The 21,862-nt window shown below is 65.2% G+C and carries 25 protein-coding genes; 14 read left to right on the top strand and 11 right to left on the bottom strand.

The window, feature by feature from the left end:
- Window positions 1-77 precede the first annotated feature (77 nt).
- On the top strand, window positions 78-1,106 hold the full coding sequence (locus tag AC1DRD_RS18635; protein WP_478042564.1) for an acyltransferase family protein: 1,029 nt from the start codon (window positions 78-80) through the stop codon (window positions 1,104-1,106).
- The gene (locus AC1DRD_RS18630) at window positions 1,103-2,320 is read left to right on the top strand and encodes an alpha/beta hydrolase fold domain-containing protein (protein WP_478042562.1); all 1,218 of its coding nucleotides are present in this window, start codon (window positions 1,103-1,105) and stop codon (window positions 2,318-2,320) included. Before AC1DRD_RS18635 ends, AC1DRD_RS18630 begins: the two co-directional genes overlap by 4 nt.
- 72 nt (window positions 2,321-2,392) lie before the next feature.
- Here the strand turns inward: AC1DRD_RS18630 and maiA are convergent, their stop codons facing one another.
- The 5 genes from maiA to AC1DRD_RS18605 form a co-directional block, all read right to left on the bottom strand.
- Complete coding sequence (gene maiA, locus AC1DRD_RS18625) at window positions 2,393-3,022, bottom strand: maleylacetoacetate isomerase (protein ID WP_478030856.1); 630 nt, start codon at window positions 3,020-3,022, stop codon at window positions 2,393-2,395.
- On the bottom strand, window positions 3,019-4,107 hold the full coding sequence (locus AC1DRD_RS18620) for an AI-2E family transporter (protein ID WP_478042560.1): 1,089 nt from the start codon (window positions 4,105-4,107) through the stop codon (window positions 3,019-3,021). Before AC1DRD_RS18620 ends, maiA begins: the two co-directional genes overlap by 4 nt.
- Window positions 4,108-5,109 carry a signal peptidase I gene (gene lepB / locus AC1DRD_RS18615; protein WP_478030853.1) on the bottom strand — a complete coding sequence of 334 codons (1,002 nt, stop codon included), beginning with the start codon at window positions 5,107-5,109 and terminating at the stop codon, window positions 4,108-4,110. It lies immediately after the preceding gene.
- Window positions 5,106-5,552 carry a holo-ACP synthase gene (gene acpS, locus AC1DRD_RS18610; RefSeq protein ID WP_478042559.1) on the bottom strand — a complete coding sequence of 149 codons (447 nt, stop codon included), beginning with the start codon at window positions 5,550-5,552 and terminating at the stop codon, window positions 5,106-5,108. Before acpS ends, lepB begins: the two co-directional genes overlap by 4 nt.
- Before the next feature lie 235 nt (window positions 5,553-5,787).
- Complete coding sequence (locus AC1DRD_RS18605) at window positions 5,788-6,528, bottom strand: pyridoxine 5'-phosphate synthase (protein ID WP_478030851.1); 741 nt, start codon at window positions 6,526-6,528, stop codon at window positions 5,788-5,790.
- A gap of 179 nt (window positions 6,529-6,707) precedes the next feature.
- Between AC1DRD_RS18605 and coxB the strand changes: the two genes are divergently transcribed.
- The 11 genes from coxB (at window position 6,708) to AC1DRD_RS18550 (ending at window position 16,852) form a co-directional block, all read left to right on the top strand.
- Window positions 6,708-7,844, top strand: coding sequence for a cytochrome c oxidase subunit II (gene coxB, locus AC1DRD_RS18600; protein ID WP_478042558.1), 1,137 nt, complete (start codon window positions 6,708-6,710; stop codon window positions 7,842-7,844).
- 4 nt (window positions 7,845-7,848) lie between these two features.
- Entirely contained in the window at window positions 7,849-9,558 is a 1,710-nt protein-coding gene (gene ctaD, locus AC1DRD_RS18595; protein WP_478042557.1) for a cytochrome c oxidase subunit I, read from the top strand.
- Window positions 9,559-9,665: 107 nt separating this feature from the next.
- Window positions 9,666-10,562, top strand: coding sequence for a heme o synthase (locus AC1DRD_RS18590; RefSeq protein ID WP_478042555.1), 897 nt, complete (start codon window positions 9,666-9,668; stop codon window positions 10,560-10,562).
- On the top strand, window positions 10,559-10,693 hold the full coding sequence (locus AC1DRD_RS18585; RefSeq protein WP_478042554.1) for a hypothetical protein: 135 nt from the start codon (window positions 10,559-10,561) through the stop codon (window positions 10,691-10,693). The genes AC1DRD_RS18590 and AC1DRD_RS18585 overlap by 4 nt, the downstream gene beginning before the upstream one ends.
- Window positions 10,693-11,232 (top strand): cytochrome c oxidase assembly protein, encoded by a 540-nt coding sequence (locus tag AC1DRD_RS18580; protein WP_478030841.1) that lies wholly within the window; start codon window positions 10,693-10,695, stop codon window positions 11,230-11,232. Before AC1DRD_RS18585 ends, AC1DRD_RS18580 begins: the two co-directional genes overlap by 1 nt.
- Before the next feature lie 33 nt (window positions 11,233-11,265).
- Entirely contained in the window at window positions 11,266-12,180 is a 915-nt protein-coding gene (locus tag AC1DRD_RS18575) for a cytochrome c oxidase subunit 3 (protein WP_478030839.1), read from the top strand.
- Complete coding sequence (locus AC1DRD_RS18570) at window positions 12,180-12,578, top strand: DUF983 domain-containing protein (protein ID WP_478042553.1); 399 nt, start codon at window positions 12,180-12,182, stop codon at window positions 12,576-12,578. Before AC1DRD_RS18575 ends, AC1DRD_RS18570 begins: the two co-directional genes overlap by 1 nt.
- A complete protein-coding gene (locus tag AC1DRD_RS18565) occupies window positions 12,575-13,183 on the top strand; it encodes an SURF1 family protein (protein ID WP_478030835.1) in 609 nt (202 codons plus the stop codon). Before AC1DRD_RS18570 ends, AC1DRD_RS18565 begins: the two co-directional genes overlap by 4 nt.
- Before the next feature lie 2 nt (window positions 13,184-13,185).
- Complete coding sequence (thrC, locus tag AC1DRD_RS18560) at window positions 13,186-14,583, top strand: threonine synthase (protein WP_478042551.1); 1,398 nt, start codon at window positions 13,186-13,188, stop codon at window positions 14,581-14,583.
- A gap of 124 nt (window positions 14,584-14,707) precedes the next feature.
- Window positions 14,708-15,577 (top strand): class I SAM-dependent methyltransferase, encoded by an 870-nt coding sequence (locus AC1DRD_RS18555; RefSeq protein WP_478042550.1) that lies wholly within the window; start codon window positions 14,708-14,710, stop codon window positions 15,575-15,577.
- 135 nt (window positions 15,578-15,712) lie between these two features.
- Window positions 15,713-16,852 carry a lipase family protein gene (locus tag AC1DRD_RS18550; RefSeq protein ID WP_478042549.1) on the top strand — a complete coding sequence of 380 codons (1,140 nt, stop codon included), beginning with the start codon at window positions 15,713-15,715 and terminating at the stop codon, window positions 16,850-16,852.
- An 88-nt stretch (window positions 16,853-16,940) separates the two neighbouring features.
- On the opposite strand, the gene AC1DRD_RS18545 is transcribed toward AC1DRD_RS18550, so the two are convergent.
- From AC1DRD_RS18545 to AC1DRD_RS18530, 4 genes are all read right to left on the bottom strand, one after another.
- On the bottom strand, window positions 16,941-17,816 hold the full coding sequence (locus AC1DRD_RS18545; protein ID WP_478042548.1) for a hypothetical protein: 876 nt from the start codon (window positions 17,814-17,816) through the stop codon (window positions 16,941-16,943).
- A gap of 109 nt (window positions 17,817-17,925) precedes the next feature.
- On the bottom strand, window positions 17,926-18,573 hold the full coding sequence (locus tag AC1DRD_RS18540; protein ID WP_478042546.1) for a heme exporter protein CcmB: 648 nt from the start codon (window positions 18,571-18,573) through the stop codon (window positions 17,926-17,928).
- A complete protein-coding gene (gene ccmA / locus AC1DRD_RS18535; protein WP_478042545.1) occupies window positions 18,570-19,169 on the bottom strand; it encodes a heme ABC exporter ATP-binding protein CcmA in 600 nt (199 codons plus the stop codon). Before ccmA ends, AC1DRD_RS18540 begins: the two co-directional genes overlap by 4 nt.
- The gene (locus tag AC1DRD_RS18530) at window positions 19,166-19,582 is read right to left on the bottom strand and encodes a metallopeptidase family protein (protein WP_478030824.1); all 417 of its coding nucleotides are present in this window, start codon (window positions 19,580-19,582) and stop codon (window positions 19,166-19,168) included. Before AC1DRD_RS18530 ends, ccmA begins: the two co-directional genes overlap by 4 nt.
- Window positions 19,583-19,622: 40 nt before the next feature.
- On the opposite strand from AC1DRD_RS18530, the gene AC1DRD_RS18525 reads away from it, so the two are divergent.
- A complete protein-coding gene (locus AC1DRD_RS18525) occupies window positions 19,623-19,913 on the top strand; it encodes a 4a-hydroxytetrahydrobiopterin dehydratase (protein WP_478030823.1) in 291 nt (96 codons plus the stop codon).
- Window positions 19,914-19,949: 36 nt separating this feature from the next.
- On the opposite strand, the gene AC1DRD_RS18520 is transcribed toward AC1DRD_RS18525, so the two are convergent.
- A complete protein-coding gene (locus tag AC1DRD_RS18520) occupies window positions 19,950-20,678 on the bottom strand; it encodes a glycosyltransferase family 2 protein (RefSeq protein ID WP_478030821.1) in 729 nt (242 codons plus the stop codon).
- A gap of 156 nt (window positions 20,679-20,834) precedes the next feature.
- Complete coding sequence (locus tag AC1DRD_RS18515) at window positions 20,835-21,758, bottom strand: bifunctional helix-turn-helix transcriptional regulator/GNAT family N-acetyltransferase (protein ID WP_478030820.1); 924 nt, start codon at window positions 21,756-21,758, stop codon at window positions 20,835-20,837.
- Window positions 21,759-21,862: the final 104 nt, after the last annotated feature.

Here is a 21,862-nt window from a genome sequence, read left to right as displayed (position 1 = left end):
GAGAGGCCGAGTAGTGAAGGCCGCGTTAACCATCGTCGCTCAACGGATCGAAACGCGTCCCGGGCAATATCCTGCTTATGGGGGAGGGCCTTCAGAACCGCGATGTCGCGTGGACATCACCCCCGCCGCGCGTCGACAAGCCGCGCGTTTCGGGCATCGATCTGTTTCGCGGCGCGCTGGTCGTCCTGGTCATCCTCGGCCATTTCGCCGAACTGAGCCAACGCCACCATTTCCTGACCTGGTTCGGCATCGGCTTCCGGATGCCGCTGTTCATCGGCCTGACCGGTTATCTGTTCAACCTCGAACTGGCGCGCAGCCTGTCGTCGGCGGGACTGCTGCGGAAATATTATGACCGCATGGTGCTTCCCTGGCTCGCCGCCTGTGCGGTGGCGGTGGTGATCACCGGCTCGATCGCGTGGTTCTCTCCATTCTATGCGGTGATCCGCCCGCCTTATCATTTGTGGTTCGTGCCGGTCATCCTGGCCTTCATGTTCGCGGCGAAGCTGTGTCGCCTCGGTCCCGCGACGATGCTGGCGATCGCCATCCCGATGAGCATTGGTTCGATGTACGTGTTCGGCGTCGGGCACGATGTCTGGCAATTCGGCGCCTGGACGCCCGACCGGCGCTATTTCATCTATCCGATCTATTTCACGCTGGGGATGTGGGTCGCGCGCCGCCCCGCGCCGACGCGCGAATATCCGCTGCTGCTAGTCGCGTTTGTCGGGCTGCTGTGGTGGTCGCGTCTGTACGATCATCCCTCAACTCCGGCCGAGGCAGCCGCCGAACTGCTGCTGTGCGTTCCGCTGATCGCCCTGTTTCCCTGGTTGCGGCGGATAACGTTCGACATTCCGCTGATCAGTGCGATCGGCCGGGACAGCCTGTTCTTCTACCTTTGGCATCCGCTGGTGTTCGCTTTGTGGTCCGCCTGGGGATTTTCTGGCGCGCCTCTACTGGCGCTCGCGGCCGGCACGACATTGGCGACTTGGGTGGCGATCGCGCGCTTGCCCAATTTGTCAGGTGTGCTGGGCGTGCGGCCGGTCGCCTCGCCGGCTCCCGCCGCAGCGATCGGAATGCCCGATGCCGCATCACCCGAGGGCGCGGTATGAGCACGGCGTTCAGACTGTGCCGCACGGGCATGATGACCATCGCCTGGATCATGGTGTTGCCGTGCCTGCTCATCCTGATCGGCGCGGTCGTGCCGATCATCCCGTGGTTTCGTATCTATGCGTTGGGCGTCGTACCCAACCACACGTCGTGGCTGTTCCTGTGGGGGATCGTCGCGCTGTTGATCGGGTTGCTGGCGAATTCGCTGTTCAAATCCCGGGCCGCGATCGCCCTCGTCGTGACCGCCGTCGTCACCATTCTCGCGACAACCTGGGTGATGCTCCACTTGCTCTATATCGCGCAGGTCAACGGCGCGCGGATCAACGTCGTCCGGGCGCTCGACTTGCGCGAAGTGCGGGACGGCGCGCGCCCCGACGAAAGCCGAATCTATTCGCGGTCGGGCGGCGAAGACCTGTGGCTCGATATCTACCACCCCGCGCCAAACCCAGCCGGCACCTTGAGTCCGGTGCTGATCGCGGTGCATGGCGGAGGCTTCTTCCAGGGCAGCCGATCGTTCGGCGCCGCGAACCAGCGCTGGTTCGCCGACCATGGCTGGACCGTGGTCAGCATCGACTATCGGCTGGCCAGAGACGATCGGCCGACCTGGAATCTGGCCACGCGCGACGTGCAATGCGCGCTCGCCTGGACTGTCGCCAATGCGGGCGCGCTGCACATCGACCTCGATCGCGTGACGCTGACCGGCGGGTCCGCTGGAGGCAGCCTGGCGATGGCCGCCGGATATCTGGCCAATGCCAAGCGCACCGACCCGGAATGCGGCCCCGCCATTCCGCACATCGCGGTCGTGGTCGCCAAAGCGCCGCTGATCGATGTCATCGGGTCGTGGTATTATGCTAGCGAATTGCGTGACGAGCAGCGTTCATACCTGACGCGCTATATCGGCGGGTCGCCGCGCGATTATCCCGATCGTTATGCCGCGATCGATTTGCGCCATTTCCAATTCCCCAGCAATCCGCCGACGCTGATCCTGGGCGGAGCCTCCGATCCCTTGTTATCGCCGGAAGCCGGGACGGATTTCGTGCGCAAGGCAAATACCGCCGGTCTTGAGGTCCACCAGATCCTGTTTCCCTATTCGGGGCATGATTTCAACACGACCTATAACAGCATCACCAACCAGGCGATGCGGCAGATCATCGCGCAATTCATCGTCGACCATGGAGCGGGGCCGAAGCTAACCGGACTGACGTTCGCGGACTGACCGGCGTATCCGTTCCTGGATCGGCCGGGCTGCTTTCGCACGCGGTCAAGCGCCGCCCGATCGCTCGGCTATTCAGTCAGCGGGCTTGAACCGGTCGGGGTGCGCCGCGGCGACCGCGTCGATCTCGGTCAGCCGCGCATCGATCTCCACCAGGCGGGGAAAGGCCTCAAGTTGGGTTTCCAGCCGTCGCGCATTGTACATTTGGGGCACCAGGCAGACATCGGACAAATCGGGCGATCTCCCGCCCAGGAAGGCGCCGCTGCCAGCCATGGTCTCCAGCGCAGTGAAGCCCTCGATGATCCAATGGCGGTACCAATCGTCGCGCGCCGCCTGATCTACACCCATCTCGTTCAGCCGGCGCAGGACGCGCAGATTGTCGACCGGGTGGATGTCCGCGGCGATCACCAGCGCGCGTTGCAGGGTCATGGCGCGGGCGAGCGCATCAGCCGGGATCAGCCGCGGACTAGGAAAACGCGCGTCGAGATAGTCGATGATCGCCAGGCTCTGGCCCAGAATATGGCCGTCTATCTCCAGCGTCGGCACCAATCCCTGCGGATTGACCGCGAGATTTTCCGGTGAAACGTGCTCACGCTTGAGCAGATTGACGTCATGACGCTCATAGTCGACCTGCTTCATCGCCAGCGCGATGCGGACACGATAGCTCGCCGACGAGCGCCAATAATCGTGCAGCCTTATCGTCACAGCATCCCCATGCCGGCAGCCGCCGCTTCGGCATCCTCCTCGGCGGTGCGTTCCGAATTGCGCTCGAGCGCGACCTTGATCATCGCGGTCAGCGGGTCGGCGAGCGCGAGGCCGAGCACGCCGAACAGGGTCGAGGCGAGGATCTGCATCGACAGGGTCAGCGCCGGGGGCAGGTCGACCGTGCGTCGTGCGACCAAGGGAATCACTACCCAGCCGTCGAAGGTCTGGACTAGGAAATAGATGAAGATCGCCCACAATCCCTTGTCGACGCCCGCGCTGAACCCGACCGAGACCATCAACACACCGCTGACGAAGGCGCCGACATTGGGGATGAACGCCAGCATGCCGGTGATGATGCCGAGCACCAGCGCCATCGGAATCCCGGCGATGCTGAGTGCGATCCACATCAGCACGCCTTCGAACGCCATTCCCGCCAGGCGGCCGGCCAGCAGCCGCCGGAGCTGGGATGCCATCCGCCCGAGCGTGATCGAGAATTCGGCGCGATAGTCGCTCGGCACCATCCACTGCAGCCCGCGGTCATAGATGCGGGGTTCCATCGCGACGAACAGCCCGATGACCATGATCATGAACAAGGTCGTGACCGCACCGAGCGCAGTACCGATCCAGCTGGTGAGCTTGCCGACCGATCCCAACGCCTGTTGCGCGAGGCCCTTGAGATCTTCGGCTCCGGGCAGGATGCCCTGCGCTGCCGCCCATTGCGACATGCGGTCGGCCTGGATTTCGAGCGTGGCCTGGAGCTGTTGGAACTGGATCACCACGCCCGCGCCCGTCTTGTAAAAGACGATTCCGATGAAGGCGATCGTCAGGATGACGACGATCAGCAACCGCCAGCTGCGCGCGATCGGCAAAGCGCGGCCCAACAGCCGCACGCCGCCGTCGAGCATCGAGGCGAATACCAGACCCGCCAGAATGATGAGGATCGGCTGGATCAGGATCACCACCAGCGCCATCGTCGCGGCGAGCCCCAGCCAGACGGCCGCGCGCTTCAGCTCGCGGCGCATCTCGGGATCGCGCATTTCGTTGGGGCTGGGCTCGGCGACCAGCGCTGAGGTGTCGTCGGCCATTTATTTATCCCGTGCCGGGTGGAGCGAGGTACCCGCGCGGCCGCCGCGCAGCCCGCCCCACCAGGTCAGCGGGTTCCAGGTCGCCCTGCCGTTCTTGGAAAAGGTGACGAACTCGGCGCGGCCGCCGATATATTCCCACGGCACCGGGCCGCCCAGCCCGCCCTGGTCGAGCGCGATGCGGCTGTCCGCCGAGCGCTCTCGGTTGTCGCCCATCAGGAAGACATGGTCGGGCGGCACCACGCGCGGGCCGTAATTGTCGCCTTCGTAATAGCTCGGACCGCTGTCCGGCGTACCGCGGCTGAGATCGACCGTTTCGAAGCTGCGCCCGTTGGGCAAGGTCTCGCGGACCAGCGGCAACCGGCAAAAATGCTTGTTCGCCGGACCCTGCAGGCCACCGGGGATGTCGCAGGTCGTGCCATATTCCTCACCTGTCAGCGCCACGCCGCCATAATCGGGCAGGTCGACATAGTGAACCGGGCCGCGCTTCACCGGTACATTGTTGATGAACACGACGCCGTTGCGCACCTCGATTCGGTCGCCCGGCAGCCCGATCACGCGCTTGATGTAATCGGTGTTGCGCCCGGGAGGCGTGACGATGACGACATCGCCGCGCTCGGGCAGGCGGCCGAACAGTCGGCCGTGGATGAAGGGCAATTGCACGCCCCAGCTTTCCTGCGGCTTGTGCTGGACGAGATCGCGCCACATCGCGATGGGGTTGGGCAAGGTGGGCGAGATGAACGACCAGCCATAAGCATATTTGGCGACGACCAACTGGTCGCCGACCTCGAGCCCCGGCAGCATCGATTCGGACGGGATGTAGAATGGCTTGGCGATGAAGCTGTGAAAGCCGAGCACGGCGAGGATCAGCCAGAAGATGCCGGCAATCTCTTTCCAGACGGCGTGTGCGCCCGCACGCCACTTGTCCGCGGGCGCGGGCTTGGCGGTTTCGGCCGGTGCCACGGGGTCGAATTTTCCGTCGTTCAACGCCAACTCGTCACTCATTCGTCATTCCCGATACCATGTCTCGACCCGATAGCATCATCCGGGGCCGGCCGCGCCTCGATCACCACGAAGGCCTGCGCCCAGGGATGATCGTCGGTTAGTGTTACATGTATATAAGACACGTGGCCAGCCGGTGTGATCGCGTCGAGCCGTGCTTTCGCGCCGCCGGTCAGCGCCAGGGTCGGCGCGCCCGATCGCGCATTGACCACACCGATATCGCGCATGAAGACGCCGGCCTTGAACCCGGTGCCGACCGCCTTGGAAAAGGCTTCCTTGGCGGCGAAGCGCTTGGCCAGCGTGCCGGCCTTGGTGAACGGGCGGCGATTCGCCTTGGCACGCTCGACCTCGGTGAACACGCGAGTCTCGAATCGCTCGCCAAAACGGTCGAGCGAATTCTGGATCCGCTCGATATTGCACAGGTCTGAGCCGAGACCGATGATCACGACTCTTTGTCCGCTGCCGCGGAAGCGGTGCCGGCCCGCACCCCCATCCGGCCGCCCATAAGATACCATGACTGGGCGGCCGGGTGGGCGCGCGGCCCGGCACCGCGCGCCTCTACGCACATCAGCGCGCCCATCAGGCCGTCGCCCCAGCGAAAGCTGGGGTCTCGTGCCGCAAGCGCGCGCTCCGAAGGCCTGAGATCCCAGCTTTCGCTGGGATGACGGGATCGAGCTAGGCTCACCTAGCCTCATCCATCAGAGCACGCATCCGCCGCACCACCGGCGCCAAGCCGTCGAAGATCGCCTCCCCAATCAGGAAATGCCCGATATTGAGTTCGCGGATCTGCGCGATCGCCGCGATCGGTACGACATTGTCGAAGGTCAGGCCGTGGCCGGCATGCGCTTCGATCCCGTTCTTGGCGGCGAGCGCTGCGGCATCGGCGATTCGGCGGAGTTCGACGGCGCGGTCTTCACCGTCCAGCTCGCAATAGCGGCCGGTATGGATCTCGACCACCGGCGCGCCGAGGCTCAGCGCCGCCTCGATCTGGCGCGGGTCGGGCTCGATGAACAAGGAGACGCGGATATTGGCCGCGCCCAGCGCGCGGACCATCGGCGCCAGGTGATTGTGCTGGCCCGCGGCGTCGAGGCCGCCTTCGGTGGTGCGCTCCTCGCGCTTTTCGGGAACGATGCACGCCGCGTGCGGTCGATGACGCAGCGCGATCTCGAGCATCTCGTCGGTCGCCGCCATTTCGAGGTTGAGCGGGATCGGGAGCTCGGCCGACAGCCGCGCGATATCGTGGTCGGTGATGTGGCGGCGGTCCTCGCGCAGATGCGCGGTGATCCCGTCGGCACCCGCCTCGGCCGCGAGCAAGGCGGCGCGCACGGGATCGGGATAGCCGGAGCCGCGCGCGTTGCGGACGGTCGCGACATGGTCGATATTGACGCCCAGGCGCAGGCGTTCGGAAGGGGAGCCGCTCATCTGACGCCCCAGATACGGGCCCGGTTCGAGGCGCGCAACGTCATGTCTCTGCGAAAATCGACTCCCGCGCTTGAAGATTGCGACGCGGGCGGCGTATAGGCCCGGGCCAGACGGGCCAAATCCGCGACTTATGGGGCCGCTGCCGCGGCTCAAATGCTTGAACAGGGTGACGCGACAATATGCGCTTTACGGTTGTGAAAACAGCGATGCTGGCGGCGGGGCTGATGCTCGCCGGCGCCGGCCAGGCCGCGCCACAGGCGCCCACGGCGCCGCCGCCCGCCACCGCCGCGACTCCGGCGGCGACGACTGCCGCTCCTGCCGGGGCCATCGTTGTCACGGCGGTGCCCAAAGGGACGCCGGATGCCAAGGCGGCGCCCGCGGCTAACGATCCGTTGCTGTCGATGGACGGCGCGCCACCGATGAAGCCCGTCGCAGGGATCGGCCAGCCGGTCGATGGTGAGATCGGTCTCCAGCCGCAGGTGACCAAGAATGGCGAGCGTGCCGCCTGGTTCCACAACGGCCCGCTGCTCTGGACGATCACGATCATCTCGGTGTTCGTGCTGCTCCTGCTGCTCTGGGTGATCTTCCGCTATAACCGCCGGTCCAACCCGGTGCCGTCGAAGACCGCGCACAACACGATGATCGAGGTCGTGTGGACCTTGCTCCCGGTGGTCATCCTCGTGCTGCTGGCGATCCCGTCGATCGGCCTGCTCCAGGCGCAATTCGCGCCGCCGCCGAAGAATGCCATCACGCTCAAGGTCACCGGCAACCAATGGTATTGGACCTATAGCTATCCGGACAATGGCGGGTTCGAAATCACCGCCAACCTGCTCAAGGAAAAGGACGAGGTCGGCCCGGGCGAGCGCGCGCGCACCGACGACGACGGTCCCCGCCTGCTGGCGGTCGACAATCGCGTCGTGCTGCCGGTCGGCGTGCCGATCCGCCTGATCACCACCTCGGCCGACGTCATCCACAGCTGGGCAATGCCGGCATTCTGGATCAAGCTCGACGCCGTCCCCGGCCGCCTCAACGAGACCAGCTTCACGATCGAGAAGCAGGGCCTCTATTTCGGCCAGTGCTCGGAATTGTGCGGTCCCAAGCATGCGTACATGCCGATCGCGGTCGAAGCGGTTCCGCTCGACGTCTACAACAAATGGGTTGTCGCCAAGGGCGGCAAGGTCGCCGGTGCGGCCGAACCCGGCGCGGCGCCGGCTGCTGCCAATGCGTCGGCTCCGGCGGATGCCAACACCGCCGCACCCGCGGACAATATGACCGCCTCCGACAATGCCGCTGCCGGCAATTCGACTGGACAGTAAGACAATGAGCGATATCGCCCTCACGCCCAACGCCTTCGAGGCGCATCACGGCGGCCACGAGCATCATCATGACGCGGATCACAAACCGGGCTTCTTCGCCCGCTGGTTCATGTCGACCAACCACAAGGATATCGGGACGCTGTACCTGATCTTCGCGATCACCGCGGGGATCATCGGCGGTGCGATTTCGGGCCTGATGCGTGCCGAATTGATGCATCCGGGCATCCAGTTCCTCGGCGAATGGGCCAATACGCTCAACCACATCCGTGGCGGCGGCGACGTCAACATGGACCAGGCGCGCCATCTATGGAACGTGCTGGTGACGGCCCATGGTCTGATCATGGTGTTCTTCATGGTCATGCCGGCGATGATCGGCGGGTTCGGCAACTGGTTCGTGCCGCTGATGATCGGCGCGCCGGACATGGCGTTCCCGCGCATGAACAACATCTCGTTCTGGCTGCTGATCCCCAGCTTCACCCTGCTGCTCGCCTCGCCCTTCTTCGGTGGCGCGGATGGCGGCGCGGGCACCGGCTGGACGGTCTATGCGCCGCTATCGACGCAGGAGGCGGGGCCATCGGTCGACATGGCGATCCTGTCGTTGCACCTGGCGGGCGCGAGCTCGATCCTGGGCGCGATCAACTTCATCACTACCATCTTCAACATGCGCGCGCCGGGCATGACCCTGCACAAGATGCCGCTGTTCGTGTGGTCGGTGCTGGTCACCGCGTTCCTGCTGCTGCTGGCGCTGCCGGTGCTCGCCGCGGCGATCACCATGCTGCTGACCGACCGCAATTTCGGCACGACCTTCTTCCAGGCCGAAGGCGGCGGTGACCCGATCCTCTACCAGCATCTGTTCTGGTTCTTCGGCCACCCCGAAGTGTACATCATGATCCTGCCGGGCTTCGGCATGATCAGCCAGATCATCGCCACCTTCTCGAAGAAACCTGTGTTCGGGTACCTGGGCATGGCGTACGCGATGGTCGCGATCGGCGTGGTCGGATTCATCGTGTGGGCGCACCACATGTTCACCACCGGCCTCAGCGTGAACACCAAGATGTACTTCACCGCCGCGACGATGGTGATCGCGGTGCCGACCGGCATCAAGATCTTCTCGTGGATCGCGACGATGTGGGGCGGCTCGCTCAGCTTCAAGACCCCGATGGTCTGGGCGATGGGCTTCATCTTCATGTTCACCGTCGGCGGCGTGACCGGCGTCGTGCTCGCCAATGGCGGCGTCGACGACTACATGCAGGACACGTACTACGTGGTGGCGCACTTCCACTACGTGCTCAGCCTCGGCGCGGTGTTCTCGCTGTTCGCGGGCTTCTATTACTGGTTCCCGAAAATGTCCGGCCGGATGTACAACGAGCTGCTCGGCCATGTGCACTTCTGGGTGTTCTTCATCGGCGTGAACGTGCTGTTCTTCCCGATGCACTTCCTGGGCCTGCAGGGCATGCCGCGGCGCTATCCGGACTATCCCAACGCGTTCGAATATTTCAACAAATTCGCGACGATCGGCTATATGATCATGGCCGCGGGCATGGCCATCTTCTTCATCAACCTGATCTGGTCGCTGTTCGCGGGCAAGAAGGCGCCCGACAATCCCTGGGGCGAAGGTGCGACGACGCTCGAGTGGACCTTGTCGAGCCCGCCGCCGTTCCACCAGTTCGAGACGTTGCCCGTCATAGACGGGGGTGATTCCCATCATCATTGATCGGTACTGATCCGGCAACGAAGCGCCCCGGAAGTTTTCCGGGGCGTTTTCGTTTCGGCGCAACCGCTTTGCATGCCGCCGCGAGCCGCTTATAGGCCCCTCAACCCATGACCACTGAGACCATCGCCCTTCCTGCCGACTGGCGCGATTTCCTGGCGCTGACCAAGCCCCGGGTGATGACGCTTGTCGTCTTTACCGGTCTGTGCGGCATGCTCGCGGCTCCGGTCGCGATCCACCCGGTGATCGGCTTCACCGCGATCCTGTGCATCGCGCTCGGCGCGGGCGCGGCGGGGGCGCTCAATCAATGGTATGAAGCCGATATCGACGCCAAGATGAAGCGCACGCGTGGGCGGCCGCTGCCGGCTGGGCGGATGAGCCGCGACTCGGCGCTGCAATTCGGTGTCGGGCTCGGCGTCTTTTCGGTGCTGCTGATGGGCCTCGCGACCAATTTGCTCGCGGCGGGCATCCTGACGGCGTCGATCCTGTTCTACGTCTTCATCTACACGATCTGGCTCAAGCCGCGCACGCCGCAGAATATCGTCATTGGCGGTGCCGCCGGTGCCTTCCCGCCGCTGATCGGCTGGGCGGCGGCGACCGGCAGCCTCGCGCCCTTGCCGCTGCTGCTCTTCGCGCTGGTATTCCTGTGGACCCCGCCGCATTTCTGGGCGCTCGCTTTGTTCGTGAAGACCGATTACGCCAATGCCGGCATCCCGATGCTGCCGGTAGTCGCGGGCGAGCGCGCCACGCGGACGCAGATCGGGCTCTACACCATCCCGATGGCGGTTGCCGCGGTGGCGCCCTGGCCGCTTGGGCTGACCGGCGCGATCTATGGCTGGGTCGCGGTAGCGGCAACAGCCTGGTTCGCACTGCTCGCGGCGCAGATCACATTCCGTACGACCGGTGCCGAGGATCGCATGCGCCCGGAAAAGCGCCTGTTCGCTTATTCGATCGCCTATCTCTTCATCCTGTTTGGCGCGGTTGTCGCCGATCGGTGGCTGGCATGACTCCCGACCAACAGAGACTCGCGGCGCAACGCCGCAATGCGCGCGCGCTGGCGCTGGTGCTCGGCGTGCTGGTGATCCTGATCTTCGCGCTCGCCATCGCCAAGATCGGGCTGGGTTGGTCGCACGAGTGATGGCGATGCAGCGGACCACACGTACAGCGCTTCTGGCCGTGATCGGCGTATGCTGCTCGACCGGCCTCGCCTGGGCCAGCGTGCCGCTCTATCGCATGTTCTGCCAGGCGACGGGGCTCAACGGCACCACCGGACGGGCGCTGCGCGCTCCCGGCGCGGTCGATGGCAAGGTCACGGTCGCGTTCGACACCAATGTCGCGCCCGGCTTCAAATGGAATTTCAAGCCCGAGAACGAGTCGGAAACGATCGATATCGGCGCGCGCGACATGGCGTTCTTCGATGCGACCAACACGTCCAGCCAGACGCTGACCGGTACCGCGACTTTCAACGTCACCCCGGCGCAGGCGGGGATATATTTCAAGAAAATCCAGTGCTTCTGCTTCACCCAGCAGACGCTCAAGCCCGGCGAGACCCAGCGCATGCCGGTGATCTTCTTCGTCGATCCGGCGATCCTCAAGGACCCGGACGCGCGCGATATCCAGACCATCACGCTCAGCTATACGTTTTACCCGGTAGATTCCGCGAAAACGCCAAGCTAGAGGCTTAATCAAACCAGTCTAACGGGGACCGACATGGCCGGCGCCAAGAACCACGATTACCATATCCTGCAACCCGATCCCTGGCCGCTGATCGGCGCGATGTCCGCGCTGGCGCTGGCGTCGGGCGGTATCATGTGGATGAAGGGCGCGCATTACGGTTCGCTGTTGTTCGGCTTCGGCCTGATTTGCGTGCTGTTCACGATGTTCTCCTGGTGGTCCAACGTCATCAAGGAAGCGCATCAGGGCGATCACACCCCGGTCGTGCAGCTCCACCTGCGCTACGGCATGGTGCTGTTCATCGCCTCCGAAGTGATGTTCTTCGTCGGCTGGTTCTGGGCGTTCTTCGATTTTTCGCTGTTCCCCGCGCCGGTCGTGTGGGACGCCGCGAGCAAGACGGCGAGCCTGGCGACCGAGAATATCGCCGCCGCCTCGGTCTGGCCGCCCAAGGGCATCGAGGTCATCAACGCCTTCCAATTCCCGTTGCTCAACACGATCATTCTGCTGCTGTCGGGCACGACGGTGACCTGGGCGCACCATGCGCTGATCCACAATCAGCGCGGCGGCGCGATGAAGGGCCTATGGGGTCTGCTGGGCGTCGGCGAGAATGACGGCGTCAAGAAGGGCCTGTGGCTGACGATCGTGCTCGGCGTGCTGTTCAGCTCGATCCAGGCGTATGAGTATTCGGAAGCGCCGTTCCCGTTCAAGGGTCTCAACTATGGCGCGTCGTTCTTCATGGCGACGGGCTTCCACGGCTTCCACGTGCTAATCGGCACGATCTTCCTGACCATCAACCTGATCCGCGCGTACAAGGGCGACTTCACCCCGAAGCAGCATTTCGGCTTCGAGGCCGCCGCTTGGTACTGGCATTTCGTCGACGTGGTGTGGCTGTTTCTGTTCATCACGATCTACGTCTGGGGTGGCTGGGGCGCGCCCGTCCACGCCGGCTGATGACTGAGGCGCGACCCGACGGGGGCTCTGCGCCCGCCGCGGTCGCGCCGGTCCAGGTCGCGCTGCGTGGACTTTGCCCGCGCTGCGGCGCGCCGACCTTGTTCTCCGGTTGGGTGCGCTTTGCCGATCGCTGTTCTGCCTGCGCGCTCGACATCTCGGCATTCAATGTCGGCGACGGTCCGGCGGCGTTCCTGATCCTGATCCTGGGCGGGGCGATCGTCGCCGCGGCAATCACGCTCGAATTGTCGCTGTCGCCACCCTTCTGGGTTCATGTGCTGCTCTGGATTCCGCTGAGCGCGGCCGCCGTGCTGCTGGCGTTACGAGTGTCGAAGGCAGGATTGCTCGCGCTCGAATATCGCAACAAGGCGCGCGAATTCCGCAGCGAGGGCCCGCGATGAAGCGCTTCCCGATTGTGGCGACCGTGCTGGTGGCCTTGGCCGTGACCGCGATGATTGCGCTGGGGTTCTGGCAATTGCAGCGGCGCGGGCAGAAGCTCGCCGAATTGGCCGTGCTCGCCGCCAACCCGTCGAAGCCGCCGATCGCCTTCCCGATCCCGGCGATCGGCGACGATTTGCTGTTCCGCCGCGCCGGCACCTTCTGCCTGAAACCGGTCAGCTTCGCGCTCGACGGCGCGGGCAAGGCCGGGTTCCGTGTCATCGCGCGATGCGCCACGGGGGCCGAAGGGCCGGGCTTTTCGGTCCAGCTCGGCACGACGCACAATCCCGAGTTCAAGCCCAAATGGACCGGCGGCAAGGTCGACGGAATGATCAGCCACGCGCCGTCGAGCACCCCGCTGATCGCGACATTGTTCGGCAGGGCCGCGCCCAAGGAATTGCTGTTGGTGGCCAATACGCCGGCGCCGGGACTGGCGGCGAACGAGATGCCCAGCATCGAGTCGATCCCCAACAACCATCTCGCCTATGCGGTGCAATGGTTCCTGTTCGCCGGGATCGCGGTGATCATCTATCTGCTGGCGCTGCGCCGCCGCGCTCGTAAGGGGTAAGCATGCAATATGTGAGTACGCGTGGGGCAGCGCCTGCGCTCGGTTTTCGTGAGGTCACGCTGGCCGGACTGGCGAATGACGGCGGATTGTACCTTCCCGAGGCGTGGCCGACGCTGAGCCGCGATGAGATCGCCGGGCTGGCTGGTCTATCCTATGTCGAGACCGCGGTCCGGGTGATGGCGCCGTTCGTCGGCGACGCGCTGAGCGAGAACGAGCTGCGCGATCTGTGCGCCCAGGCTTACGGCCGTTTCTCGCACGACGCGGTGACGCCGCTGGTCCAGCTCGATCACCGCCACTGGCTGCTCGAACTGTTTCATGGGCCGACCCTGGCGTTCAAGGACGTCGCGCTGCAATTGCTCGGCCTGCTGTTCGAGCGCTTCCTCCAGGGGACCGACCAGAAACTGACGATCGTCGGCGCGACCAGCGGCGATACCGGATCGGCGGCGATCGACGCGGTCGCCGGGCGGACCGGGGTCGAAATCTTCATGCTCCACCCGAAAGGGCGGGTGTCCGACGTCCAGCGCCGCCAGATGACTACGGTGTTCGCGCCCAACGTCCACAATATCGCGATCGAGGGCAGCTTCGACGACGCCCAGGCGATGGTGAAGGCGATGTTCAACGCCAATGCCGCCGGGACTGGCCCGCTCGGGCATCTGACCCTGTCGGCGGTCAATTCGATCAACTGGGCGCGGCTGATGGCGCAGGTGGTCTATTATTTCTATGCGGGTGTGCGGCTCGGCGCACCCGAGCGCGCAATCGCCTTTTCGGTGCCGACCGGCAATTTCGGCGACGTGTTCGCCGGCTATGTCGCGGCTAAGATGGGGCTGCCGGTCGCGAAGTTGATCGTCGCGACCAACGTCAACGACATCCTCCACCGCGCGCTGTCGAGTGGCGACTATTCGGCCGCCGGGGTGGTGGCGACGCCGACCCCGTCGATGGATATTCAGGTGAGCTCGAATTTCGAGCGGCTGCTGTTCGACGTTGGCGGACGCGACGGCGCGGCGATGGCGGCGCAGATGGCGGGGTTCGAGGCGTCGAAGGCGATGCGGCTGACCAACCAACAGCGCGAAGGCGCGGCGGATCTGTTGTCGAGTGCGCGGATCGACCTCGACGACATGGCGTTGGCGATGCGCTGGGCGTGCGAGCGCGCCGGGCAAGTGATCGACCCGCATACCGCGATCGGTCTCGGCGCGGCGCGGCAGGTCGACGTGGACGCTCCGATCGTGACCTTGGCGACCGCGCACCCGGCCAAGTTCGGCGATGCGGTCGAGCGTGCCACCGGCGTACGCCCGGTCCTGCCGGCGCGGGTGGGCGATTTGTTCGAGCGCGAGGAACGGTACGAGACGCTGCCAGCGACGTTCGAGGCGGTGACGGAGTACATCGCTAGGGTCGCGGCATGATCAACAGACCCTCACCCTTCCCACCCGGCTGCGCCGGGCGGGCCCCTTCCCTCTCCCGCATGCGGGAGAGGGAGGGAGCGCCGCAGGCGCGGAAGGGTGAGGGTCTGTCGTCGAGCGCTGCCGCATGAAACTCGACACGATGATCGGCGAGCCCTGGGCCGATTACGGCCTGGTCGACTCCGGTCATGGCCGAAAGCTCGAACGCTATGGCCGCTTCCGCTTCATCCGCCCCGAAGCCCAGGCAATGTGGGCGCCAGCAAGCCCCGACTGGAAGGCCGACGCCGAGTTCATCCCCGGATCGGACGAGGAAGGCGGCGGGCGCTGGCAATATAGCGGCCAGGTGCCATGCGACGGCTGGCCGATGAAATGGGACGATGTCGGCTTCACCGCGCAGACCACGCCGTTCCGTCACCTCGGGTTCTTCCCCGACATGGCGCCGGTATGGAGCTGGATGCGCGAGCGGCTCGCGGGAGTCGACGAAGCCGAGGCGCTCAACCTGTTCGGCTATACCGGCGTCGGCACGCTCGCGTTGGCGTCCAAGGGCGTGAAGATGGTCCATGTCGACGCCTCCAAGAAATCGGTCGAAGGCGCGCGATCGAACGCGCGGCTGGCGGGACTCGACGACAAACCGGTGCGCTGGATGGTCGACGACGCGACCAAGTTCGCCGCGCGCGAAGTGCGCCGTGGTCGGCGGTACGACGGCATCCTGCTCGATCCGCCCAAATTCGGTCGCGGCCCCGAAGGCGAGGTATGGCGGCTCGAGGAAGGGCTGCCAGGGTTGATCCAGGATTGCCGGCAATTGCTCGACGACCGCTCGCGCTTCCTGTTCCTGACCGTCTATGCCGTGCGCATGTCGGCACTGGCGATCGGCGAACTCGTCAGCCAGGCCTTTGCCGGTCTGCCCGGCACGGTCGAGGCAGGCGAGCTCGCGGTGCGCGAGGAAGCGCGCGGGCTGTTACTGCCGACCGCGATCTGGGCGCGCTGGAGCCGGTGAACGGCCGTAGCTGGTAGACGCCTGTCGGCCCGCTTTCGCGATCCGTCGCACCCGTGCCTTGACAGCCGAAAGGGGCCGGTTTTCCACTGCCCGACGAACATGCTATTCTCCGCCGACATTGCGGGGAGCGGTCCAATGCATCGGTTTCTGAGCACCTTGACCATCCTGTTGGCAGCGACATTGGCTGTCCTACCCCGCACCGCCGTCGCCCAGCGCGCCGGCACGCTCATCGCCGCACAACCGGTCGAGGACGCTCCCGCCAATGTGCGAGCCTGGCGGATCGAATATTGGACCAGCGGGGATCGCAACCAGCCGATCCAGGTGACGGGCATGGTCATCGCCCCTCGCGATCGCTCCAGTGCCGGCCCGCGACGGGTAATTGCCTGGACGCATGGCCTGATCGGCATTTCGAAGCGCTGCGCGCCGTCCCTGGGCAATACCAACTTCACGCTGATCCCGGCGCTCGATGACGTCGTCCGCCGCGGCTATACCATCGTCGCGCCCGATTATCCCGGACTCGGTTCCGACATGGTCCATCCCGTGCTGGTCGGCACCAGCGAAGGTAAGTCGACGCTCGACGCGGTCCGTGCGGCGCGGGGCATTCCCGAAGCCGAAGCCGGATCGCGCTTCGCCGTCTGGGGCGAATCGCAAGGCGGTCATGCCGCGCTGTGGACCGGACAACTATGGTCGAGCTACGCCCCCGATCTGCAACTCGTCGGGATCGCGGCGATCGTGCCGCCGACCGACCTGCACCGGAATTTCAAGGAAGGCAGCGACGCCCGTGTCCGCGCCCTGCTCACTGCCTATACCGCGACGAGCTGGTCGCGCTATTACGGCGCGTCGATGTCGATCCTGGGACCGCGCTCGGTCCAGAACGTGATGACGCGGTTGGCCGACAACAATTGCGTCAACTTCGACGCTAAGCCCAAGCTCGGCACGATCATCGGCATCGTCATCGCCCAGCGCGCGATCCGCAATCTCGACCTCGGCACGAAACAGCCCTGGGGACGGTTGATGCGCGAGAACAGTCCGTCGGCTGCTGCCATCAAGGTGCCGGCGCTGATCGCCACCGGGACCGGCGACACCATTGTCGCCCCGGCCGTGGTGCGCGATTTCGCGCGCGCCGCCTGCGCCTCGGGCAAGACGGTGCGCTTCATCTCGGTGCCGGGCGGCGAGCATGGCACTGTCGCCCGTACCGAGGCGGAAGCGACGCTCGGCTGGATCGATGCGCGCTTCGCGGGAGGGCGGGCGCCGAGCAATTGCGGGTCGTTCTGAGCGCCTGCGGAGCCCCGGGGCCGGATCGCCGCGACGCCGACTGGGCTGCCCGCGACCAGCGCGATACGAGCGACCTAGGCCGGATCCCTCAGCACAGCTCCTCGATCACGATCTCCACCGATCGCACATCGGCTTCGTCCACGCTCTGCTTGCCGAAATGCTGTTCGTCCTCGATGTTGATCGTCGTCATGAAAGTCTTCATCTTCAATATCTTCGTTATCTTGTCGCCTGCGACCAGAACCTGATCGCGGAACACTGAAGATCGGTCATTTTTGGCCTCGGACGTCGTTTCGGCATGATAGATATCCTGAAGCGACAATGCCCGCAGGATAGCCAGCGGATCGCACGATACCGGTTTGCCCAAGCTCAGTGACATTATGGTGCAGGACATCTTGAACCCGGCTTTGCCCGACTTCGCCTGATCGAGGATCGTGTCCATCGCGTATGTAGCGCGGCCGACCGAGAGCAGGCTGCCCTCCGTGATCAGATGCCGGAAGTCGCGAAATGCCACGCAGGCTTTGTCCCGGTCGCCTCCGGCGGCGGATGGCCGCTTCCACAGCCCGTATCTTGTTTCGACCTTGAGATCGTCGTCCCACTTTTCCTTCTCGAGAATCGCGCCACGGATGATCTTCGGCGCGACAGTGTACACGGCGACCCTGCAGAGCGTGTCACCATAGGGCCTGGGCGCCCCGTAGAATTCGATCGGGCCGTCCTGCCAGCCCCTGGCCCGGTCGTCGGCGATCAGGTTGCGTCCGACACGCTGCAACAGCTTCGCGCCGAGTTCGGCGCTGCTGCCCTTTGGCGGCGGTGACGTCGGCTCGGGTATCGGGGTTTCTGCGGACATCGATACCGAAATCGATGCAGGCGGGGCGGGACGGGATACGAATGCCCATGTCGTGACCGCTCCGACCACTATGCCAAAGACCATGATCGCGATCTTTGAAGCGAGGGAAGCGAGGCGCATGCCTGGATGCTAACGGCTCGGTACCGGCTCGGCCAGCGAAGATGGCGCCAGTTCGTTCGCTTGCAATGACGGTCCCGCTCCACGATGGAGGGTAATTCGAGAATATTGTTCAATCCAGCCCGGCGCGGATCGCCGCACCGGCGACGAACGGCGCTCCCGCGACCAGCACAAGGCTGACCGCCGCCAGCAGCTTGAGCGCGCCGACGCCGCCGTCGAGGCTGCCCGCGCCGAAGATCAGCAACGGCACCGCGAGCGGCAGCAGTAGCAGCCCGGCGATCGCGCCGGCGCCGCGCAGCCCCGCGACCAGCGCCCCGGTTGCCAGCGCGAGCGCGGCGAGGCCTGGGGTGCCGATCAGCAGCCCGATCTCGACCCGGAGCAGCGTCTCGGTGGATAGGTTGAGCAGGGCCGCCGCGGGGAGCGCGGCGAGCAGGATCGGCGGGGCGAAGGCGAGCCAGTGCGCGATCAGCTTGGCGAAGGCGATGGTCGCGGCGGATTGGCCGCGCGTCAGCAGTTGGTCGATCACCCCGCTGGCCAGATCCGGCGCGACGAGGCGTTCGATCGGGATCAGCGCGGCGAGAAGCGCTGCCGCCCACAACACGCCGCCGCCGACACGCACGAGCAGCTTGGCGTCGGGGCCGATCGCGAACGGAAACAGGATCGCGACGAGCAGGAAGAACGCCACCGGCAGCAACGCGCCGCCGCCGATCCAGGCGCGGCGCAGGTCGCGGGCGATGAGGAGGACGAGAGCCGAACTCATGCCGCCGGCTCCAACTGAGGTAGGTGCTGCGAAAGATCGATCGCGAGGGCGTCAGGCAGCGTGATCGGCGTGTGGCTCGCCACCAGAACCGCGCCGCCCGACGCGCGATGCTTGGCGAGCGCCGTTTCGAGCAGACCGAGCGCGGCCTTATCCAACCCGTTGGCCGGCTCGTCGAGCAGCCAGAGCGGTGCGCCGCTAGCGATGACGCGCGCAATCGCGGCCCGGCGGCGCTGGCCAGTCGAGAGCAAGCGGACGGGGATGTCGGCGAGATCGCTCAGCGCAAGAGCGTCCAGTGCGGCCGCGACATTGTCCGCTGCTCGATCGAGCAGCGCCCAAAAAGTGAGTGCGCGGGCCAGCGGCAATTCCTCGTCGAGCGAGGGCTGGTCGGTCAGGAGGGCACGCGCCGCGTCACCGGTGATGCGACCGGCGGCGGGGGCGAGCAGCCCGGCGGCGAGACGGATCAGGCTCGACTTGCCGATGCCGTTCGGGCCGGTGACCAGCGCCGCTCCACCCTGCTCCAGCGTGAAAGACAGGCGCTGGAACAGTGCCCGTCCGCCGCGAATGCAGGTGACGGCGTCGAACGCGATCAGGGTCACGCGTCGTCCTCGAGCCGGTGCATATCGTCGTCGCTCAGGCCGAAATGATGCCCGACTTCGTGGATCACGATGTGGCGGACGAGCGTCGTCAGATCCTCGCCGTCCTCGATCCATTCGTCGAGGATCGCGCGGCGATAGAGATGGATGCGGTCGGGTACCGCGCCCGACTCCATCGATGATTTCTCGCCGATCGGGCGGCCATGATAGACGCCCGTGAGGTCGAACGGACTTTCGATATCGAGCGCCTTCAGCGTCTCGTCATCGGCGAAATCCTCGACGATCAGCACGATCTCGCCGAGATGGCGGCGAAACGCGTCGGGCAACGCCGCGAGCGTTCGGCGCGCGATCGCCTCGATCTCCTGTGCGCTTGGCGCGACATGTGCGCCCTCTTGCCCGCTCATGACGAGCGGCATAGGCCGTTATCCATCGCGGCGGCAAGCAAGGGAGAAAGCGATGGTCGAACAACTGAGCGACGAGGAACGCGGCGAAGCGCTCGATGAACTCGACGAATGGGATTATGACGAGGGCCGCGACGCGATCAGCCGCAGCATCACCTTCGGCGATTTCAGCGAGGCGTTCGCGTTCATGACACGCGTCGCGCTGTTGGCCGAAAAGCACGACCACCATCCGGAATGGTCGAACGTGTGGAACCGCGTCGACATCACGCTGACCACGCACGACGCCGGCGGATTGTCGCACCGCGACATCGCGATGGCGGAGGCGATCGATCTGTTAGTCGACTAGCGATGGGATTCCGCCGCCATTGCGTGGCCGTTCCGCTTAGCGGATGTCCTCATAGCCCTTGGTGGCGGGCTTGCCGCGGAAGACGATCGAGAAATAATTGAGGAAATAGATACCGGCGATCTTGGCGAAGCCCTGTTTCTTCATCCGCCGTCCCGAGGTGGGCATGACGAACCGCGGCGAGAACAGCACTTTGCCCTGTTGCTTGGCGCGCTTGGCGATGTCGACATCCTCGCCATAGAATTCGATCGAGCTGTCGAACCCGCCCATCCGCTCGAGCACGTCGCGCGGAATGGCGAAATTGCCGCCGACCATCATATAGCCGGTAATCCCGTACAACGGCCGCGCCGCGACGAACCATCCGCTCGAAATCTTGTTACGCAGCCCGCTGAGGTCGTAAAAGCTGTACGGCCCGGACAGGCAGGCCAGATTCTTGCGCTTGCCGAACTGTTCCCAGATCTGCTCGATCCAGCCCGCCGGCGGGTGCGTATCGGCATCGACATAGGCCAGGATATCGCCGGTCGCCTCGAGGAAGCCGCGCTGGCGCGCCCGGGTGATGCCCTTTTCGGGCTCGAACACATAGGTGACGCCGGGATAGCGCTCGATCACTTGCCGCGTGCCGTCGGTGCTGTTGTTGTCGACGACGATGATTTCGGTCACCTTGCCCGCGACGTTGCGCATCACCGCATCGAGACAGGCGGGAAGATATTCCTCCTCGTTATAAGCGGGGATGATGAGGCTGATCGTCGGCCTTCGCTCTTGGGTCACGCCGGGCATAAATTCGCTAGTGCCGCAATATCCGCTTCCTGGCCAGAGCAAGAGCGAACGCACCGAAGTCGGGGATGTTCACCGGGCCGATTCCCGTTCCCGATCCCGCACCAATCGATCTCGCGACGAGCGCCATAGGCCGCGCCCGGTGCGTCGTCAAAGCGCCAGCGACCACGTCTGGCCGACCAGGTCCTTGCCGAAGGAATGGTGCGGCGTTTCGTCGACCAGCACGAAACCGGCTCGCTCGTAGATCGCGCGCGCGGCGGACAGGACGCTGTTGGTCCACAGGTCGAGCCGTTTGTATCCGACCGCCCGCGCACGGTCGATGCACGCCGCGACCAGCATCTTGCCGACCCCCGTGCCGCGCGCATCGCGCTCGACATAAAGCAGGCGCAATTTGCCCACGTCCGGCTCGTCGCCATGAACCAGGAAGATCGAGCCCGCCATCCGCCCGTCCATCTCCGCGATCCAGGCCGCGTCGCGGTCGGGATCGAAGGACTGATGGAAGTCGGCGAGGATGCGCGCGACCAGCGCTTCATAGTCGCCGTTCCAGCCATATTCCTCCGCGTAGAGGATCGCCTGTCGCGCGGTCACCATGCCGAGGTCGCCGGGCCTGAGTCCGCGCAGCACGGGCCGGGGCGTGGTATCCTGTTCGAATATCCGGGTTATCGTCCTCGCCGCGGAGAGCATCGCCGCGCGCCGGAAGGGCGGCAATCCGTCCAACAGCGCGCCGACCGCGCGCTGCGTATTGCCTTCCAGCGCGGCAAAGGCGGCTCGGCCCGGCCCGGTGAGCGACAGCAATTGGTGGCGGCCATGCGATGGATCGTCACGCATCGTGACCAGGCCGCGATTGGCGAACCGCTTGATCGTGCGACTGATCTGCGCCGGGTCGAGCCGGAGCACGCGGGCGATTTCCGCCGCGGTTGGATCGGTCCGGTTGGCCAGTTCGTAGAGAATCCGCGCTTCACTCAGGGTGAACGGGCTGTCGTCGAGATGGGCGTCGAGCAGTCCCAACTGCATGGTATATACGCGGTTGAAGCCGCGCAGCGCGGCCACGTCCCGCTCGTGTCGAACCGTCATGTCGCAACAATCCATTATGTTGATCGAATCAACACTATAGAATCATGACTGAGTCAACAATCCCTCCCGGCGGACAGAATGGGGAGGTCTGAATGTCGATCCAC

This window comes from Sphingomonas sp. P4_G2 (genome assembly GCF_056401155.1).
Note: the sequence above shows the minus strand (reverse complement) of the source record. Positions and strands in the feature narration are given on the sequence as shown.

Bases quoted from the DNA above. Each gene is read 5' to 3' on its own strand.
- AC1DRD_RS18635 (WP_478042564.1), top strand. From the start codon at position 78: ATGGGGGAGGGCCTTCAGAACCGCGATGTCGCGTGGACATCACCCCCG.
- AC1DRD_RS18630 (WP_478042562.1), top strand. From the start codon at position 1,103: ATGAGCACGGCGTTCAGACTGTGCCGCACGGGCATGATGACCATCGCC.
- AC1DRD_RS18620 (WP_478042560.1), bottom strand. From the start codon at position 4,107: ATGGCCGACGACACCTCAGCGCTGGTCGCCGAGCCCAGCCCCAACGAA.
- lepB (WP_478030853.1), bottom strand. From the start codon at position 5,109: ATGAGTGACGAGTTGGCGTTGAACGACGGAAAATTCGACCCCGTGGCA.
- AC1DRD_RS18605 (WP_478030851.1), bottom strand. From the start codon at position 6,528: ATGAGCGGCTCCCCTTCCGAACGCCTGCGCCTGGGCGTCAATATCGAC.
- coxB (WP_478042558.1), top strand. From the start codon at position 6,708: ATGCGCTTTACGGTTGTGAAAACAGCGATGCTGGCGGCGGGGCTGATG.
- ctaD (WP_478042557.1), top strand. From the start codon at position 7,849: ATGAGCGATATCGCCCTCACGCCCAACGCCTTCGAGGCGCATCACGGC.
- AC1DRD_RS18590 (WP_478042555.1), top strand. From the start codon at position 9,666: ATGACCACTGAGACCATCGCCCTTCCTGCCGACTGGCGCGATTTCCTG.
- AC1DRD_RS18585 (WP_478042554.1), top strand. From the start codon at position 10,559: ATGACTCCCGACCAACAGAGACTCGCGGCGCAACGCCGCAATGCGCGC.
- AC1DRD_RS18580 (WP_478030841.1), top strand. From the start codon at position 10,693: ATGGCGATGCAGCGGACCACACGTACAGCGCTTCTGGCCGTGATCGGC.
- AC1DRD_RS18575 (WP_478030839.1), top strand. From the start codon at position 11,266: ATGGCCGGCGCCAAGAACCACGATTACCATATCCTGCAACCCGATCCC.
- AC1DRD_RS18570 (WP_478042553.1), top strand. From the start codon at position 12,180: ATGACTGAGGCGCGACCCGACGGGGGCTCTGCGCCCGCCGCGGTCGCG.
- AC1DRD_RS18565 (WP_478030835.1), top strand. From the start codon at position 12,575: ATGAAGCGCTTCCCGATTGTGGCGACCGTGCTGGTGGCCTTGGCCGTG.
- thrC (WP_478042551.1), top strand. From the start codon at position 13,186: ATGCAATATGTGAGTACGCGTGGGGCAGCGCCTGCGCTCGGTTTTCGT.
- AC1DRD_RS18555 (WP_478042550.1), top strand. From the start codon at position 14,708: ATGAAACTCGACACGATGATCGGCGAGCCCTGGGCCGATTACGGCCTG.
- AC1DRD_RS18550 (WP_478042549.1), top strand. From the start codon at position 15,713: ATGCATCGGTTTCTGAGCACCTTGACCATCCTGTTGGCAGCGACATTG.
- AC1DRD_RS18545 (WP_478042548.1), bottom strand. From the start codon at position 17,816: ATGCGCCTCGCTTCCCTCGCTTCAAAGATCGCGATCATGGTCTTTGGC.
- AC1DRD_RS18540 (WP_478042546.1), bottom strand. From the start codon at position 18,573: ATGAGTTCGGCTCTCGTCCTCCTCATCGCCCGCGACCTGCGCCGCGCC.
- AC1DRD_RS18530 (WP_478030824.1), bottom strand. From the start codon at position 19,582: ATGCCGCTCGTCATGAGCGGGCAAGAGGGCGCACATGTCGCGCCAAGC.
- AC1DRD_RS18525 (WP_478030823.1), top strand. From the start codon at position 19,623: ATGGTCGAACAACTGAGCGACGAGGAACGCGGCGAAGCGCTCGATGAA.
- AC1DRD_RS18515 (WP_478030820.1), bottom strand. From the start codon at position 21,758: ATGACGGTTCGACACGAGCGGGACGTGGCCGCGCTGCGCGGCTTCAAC.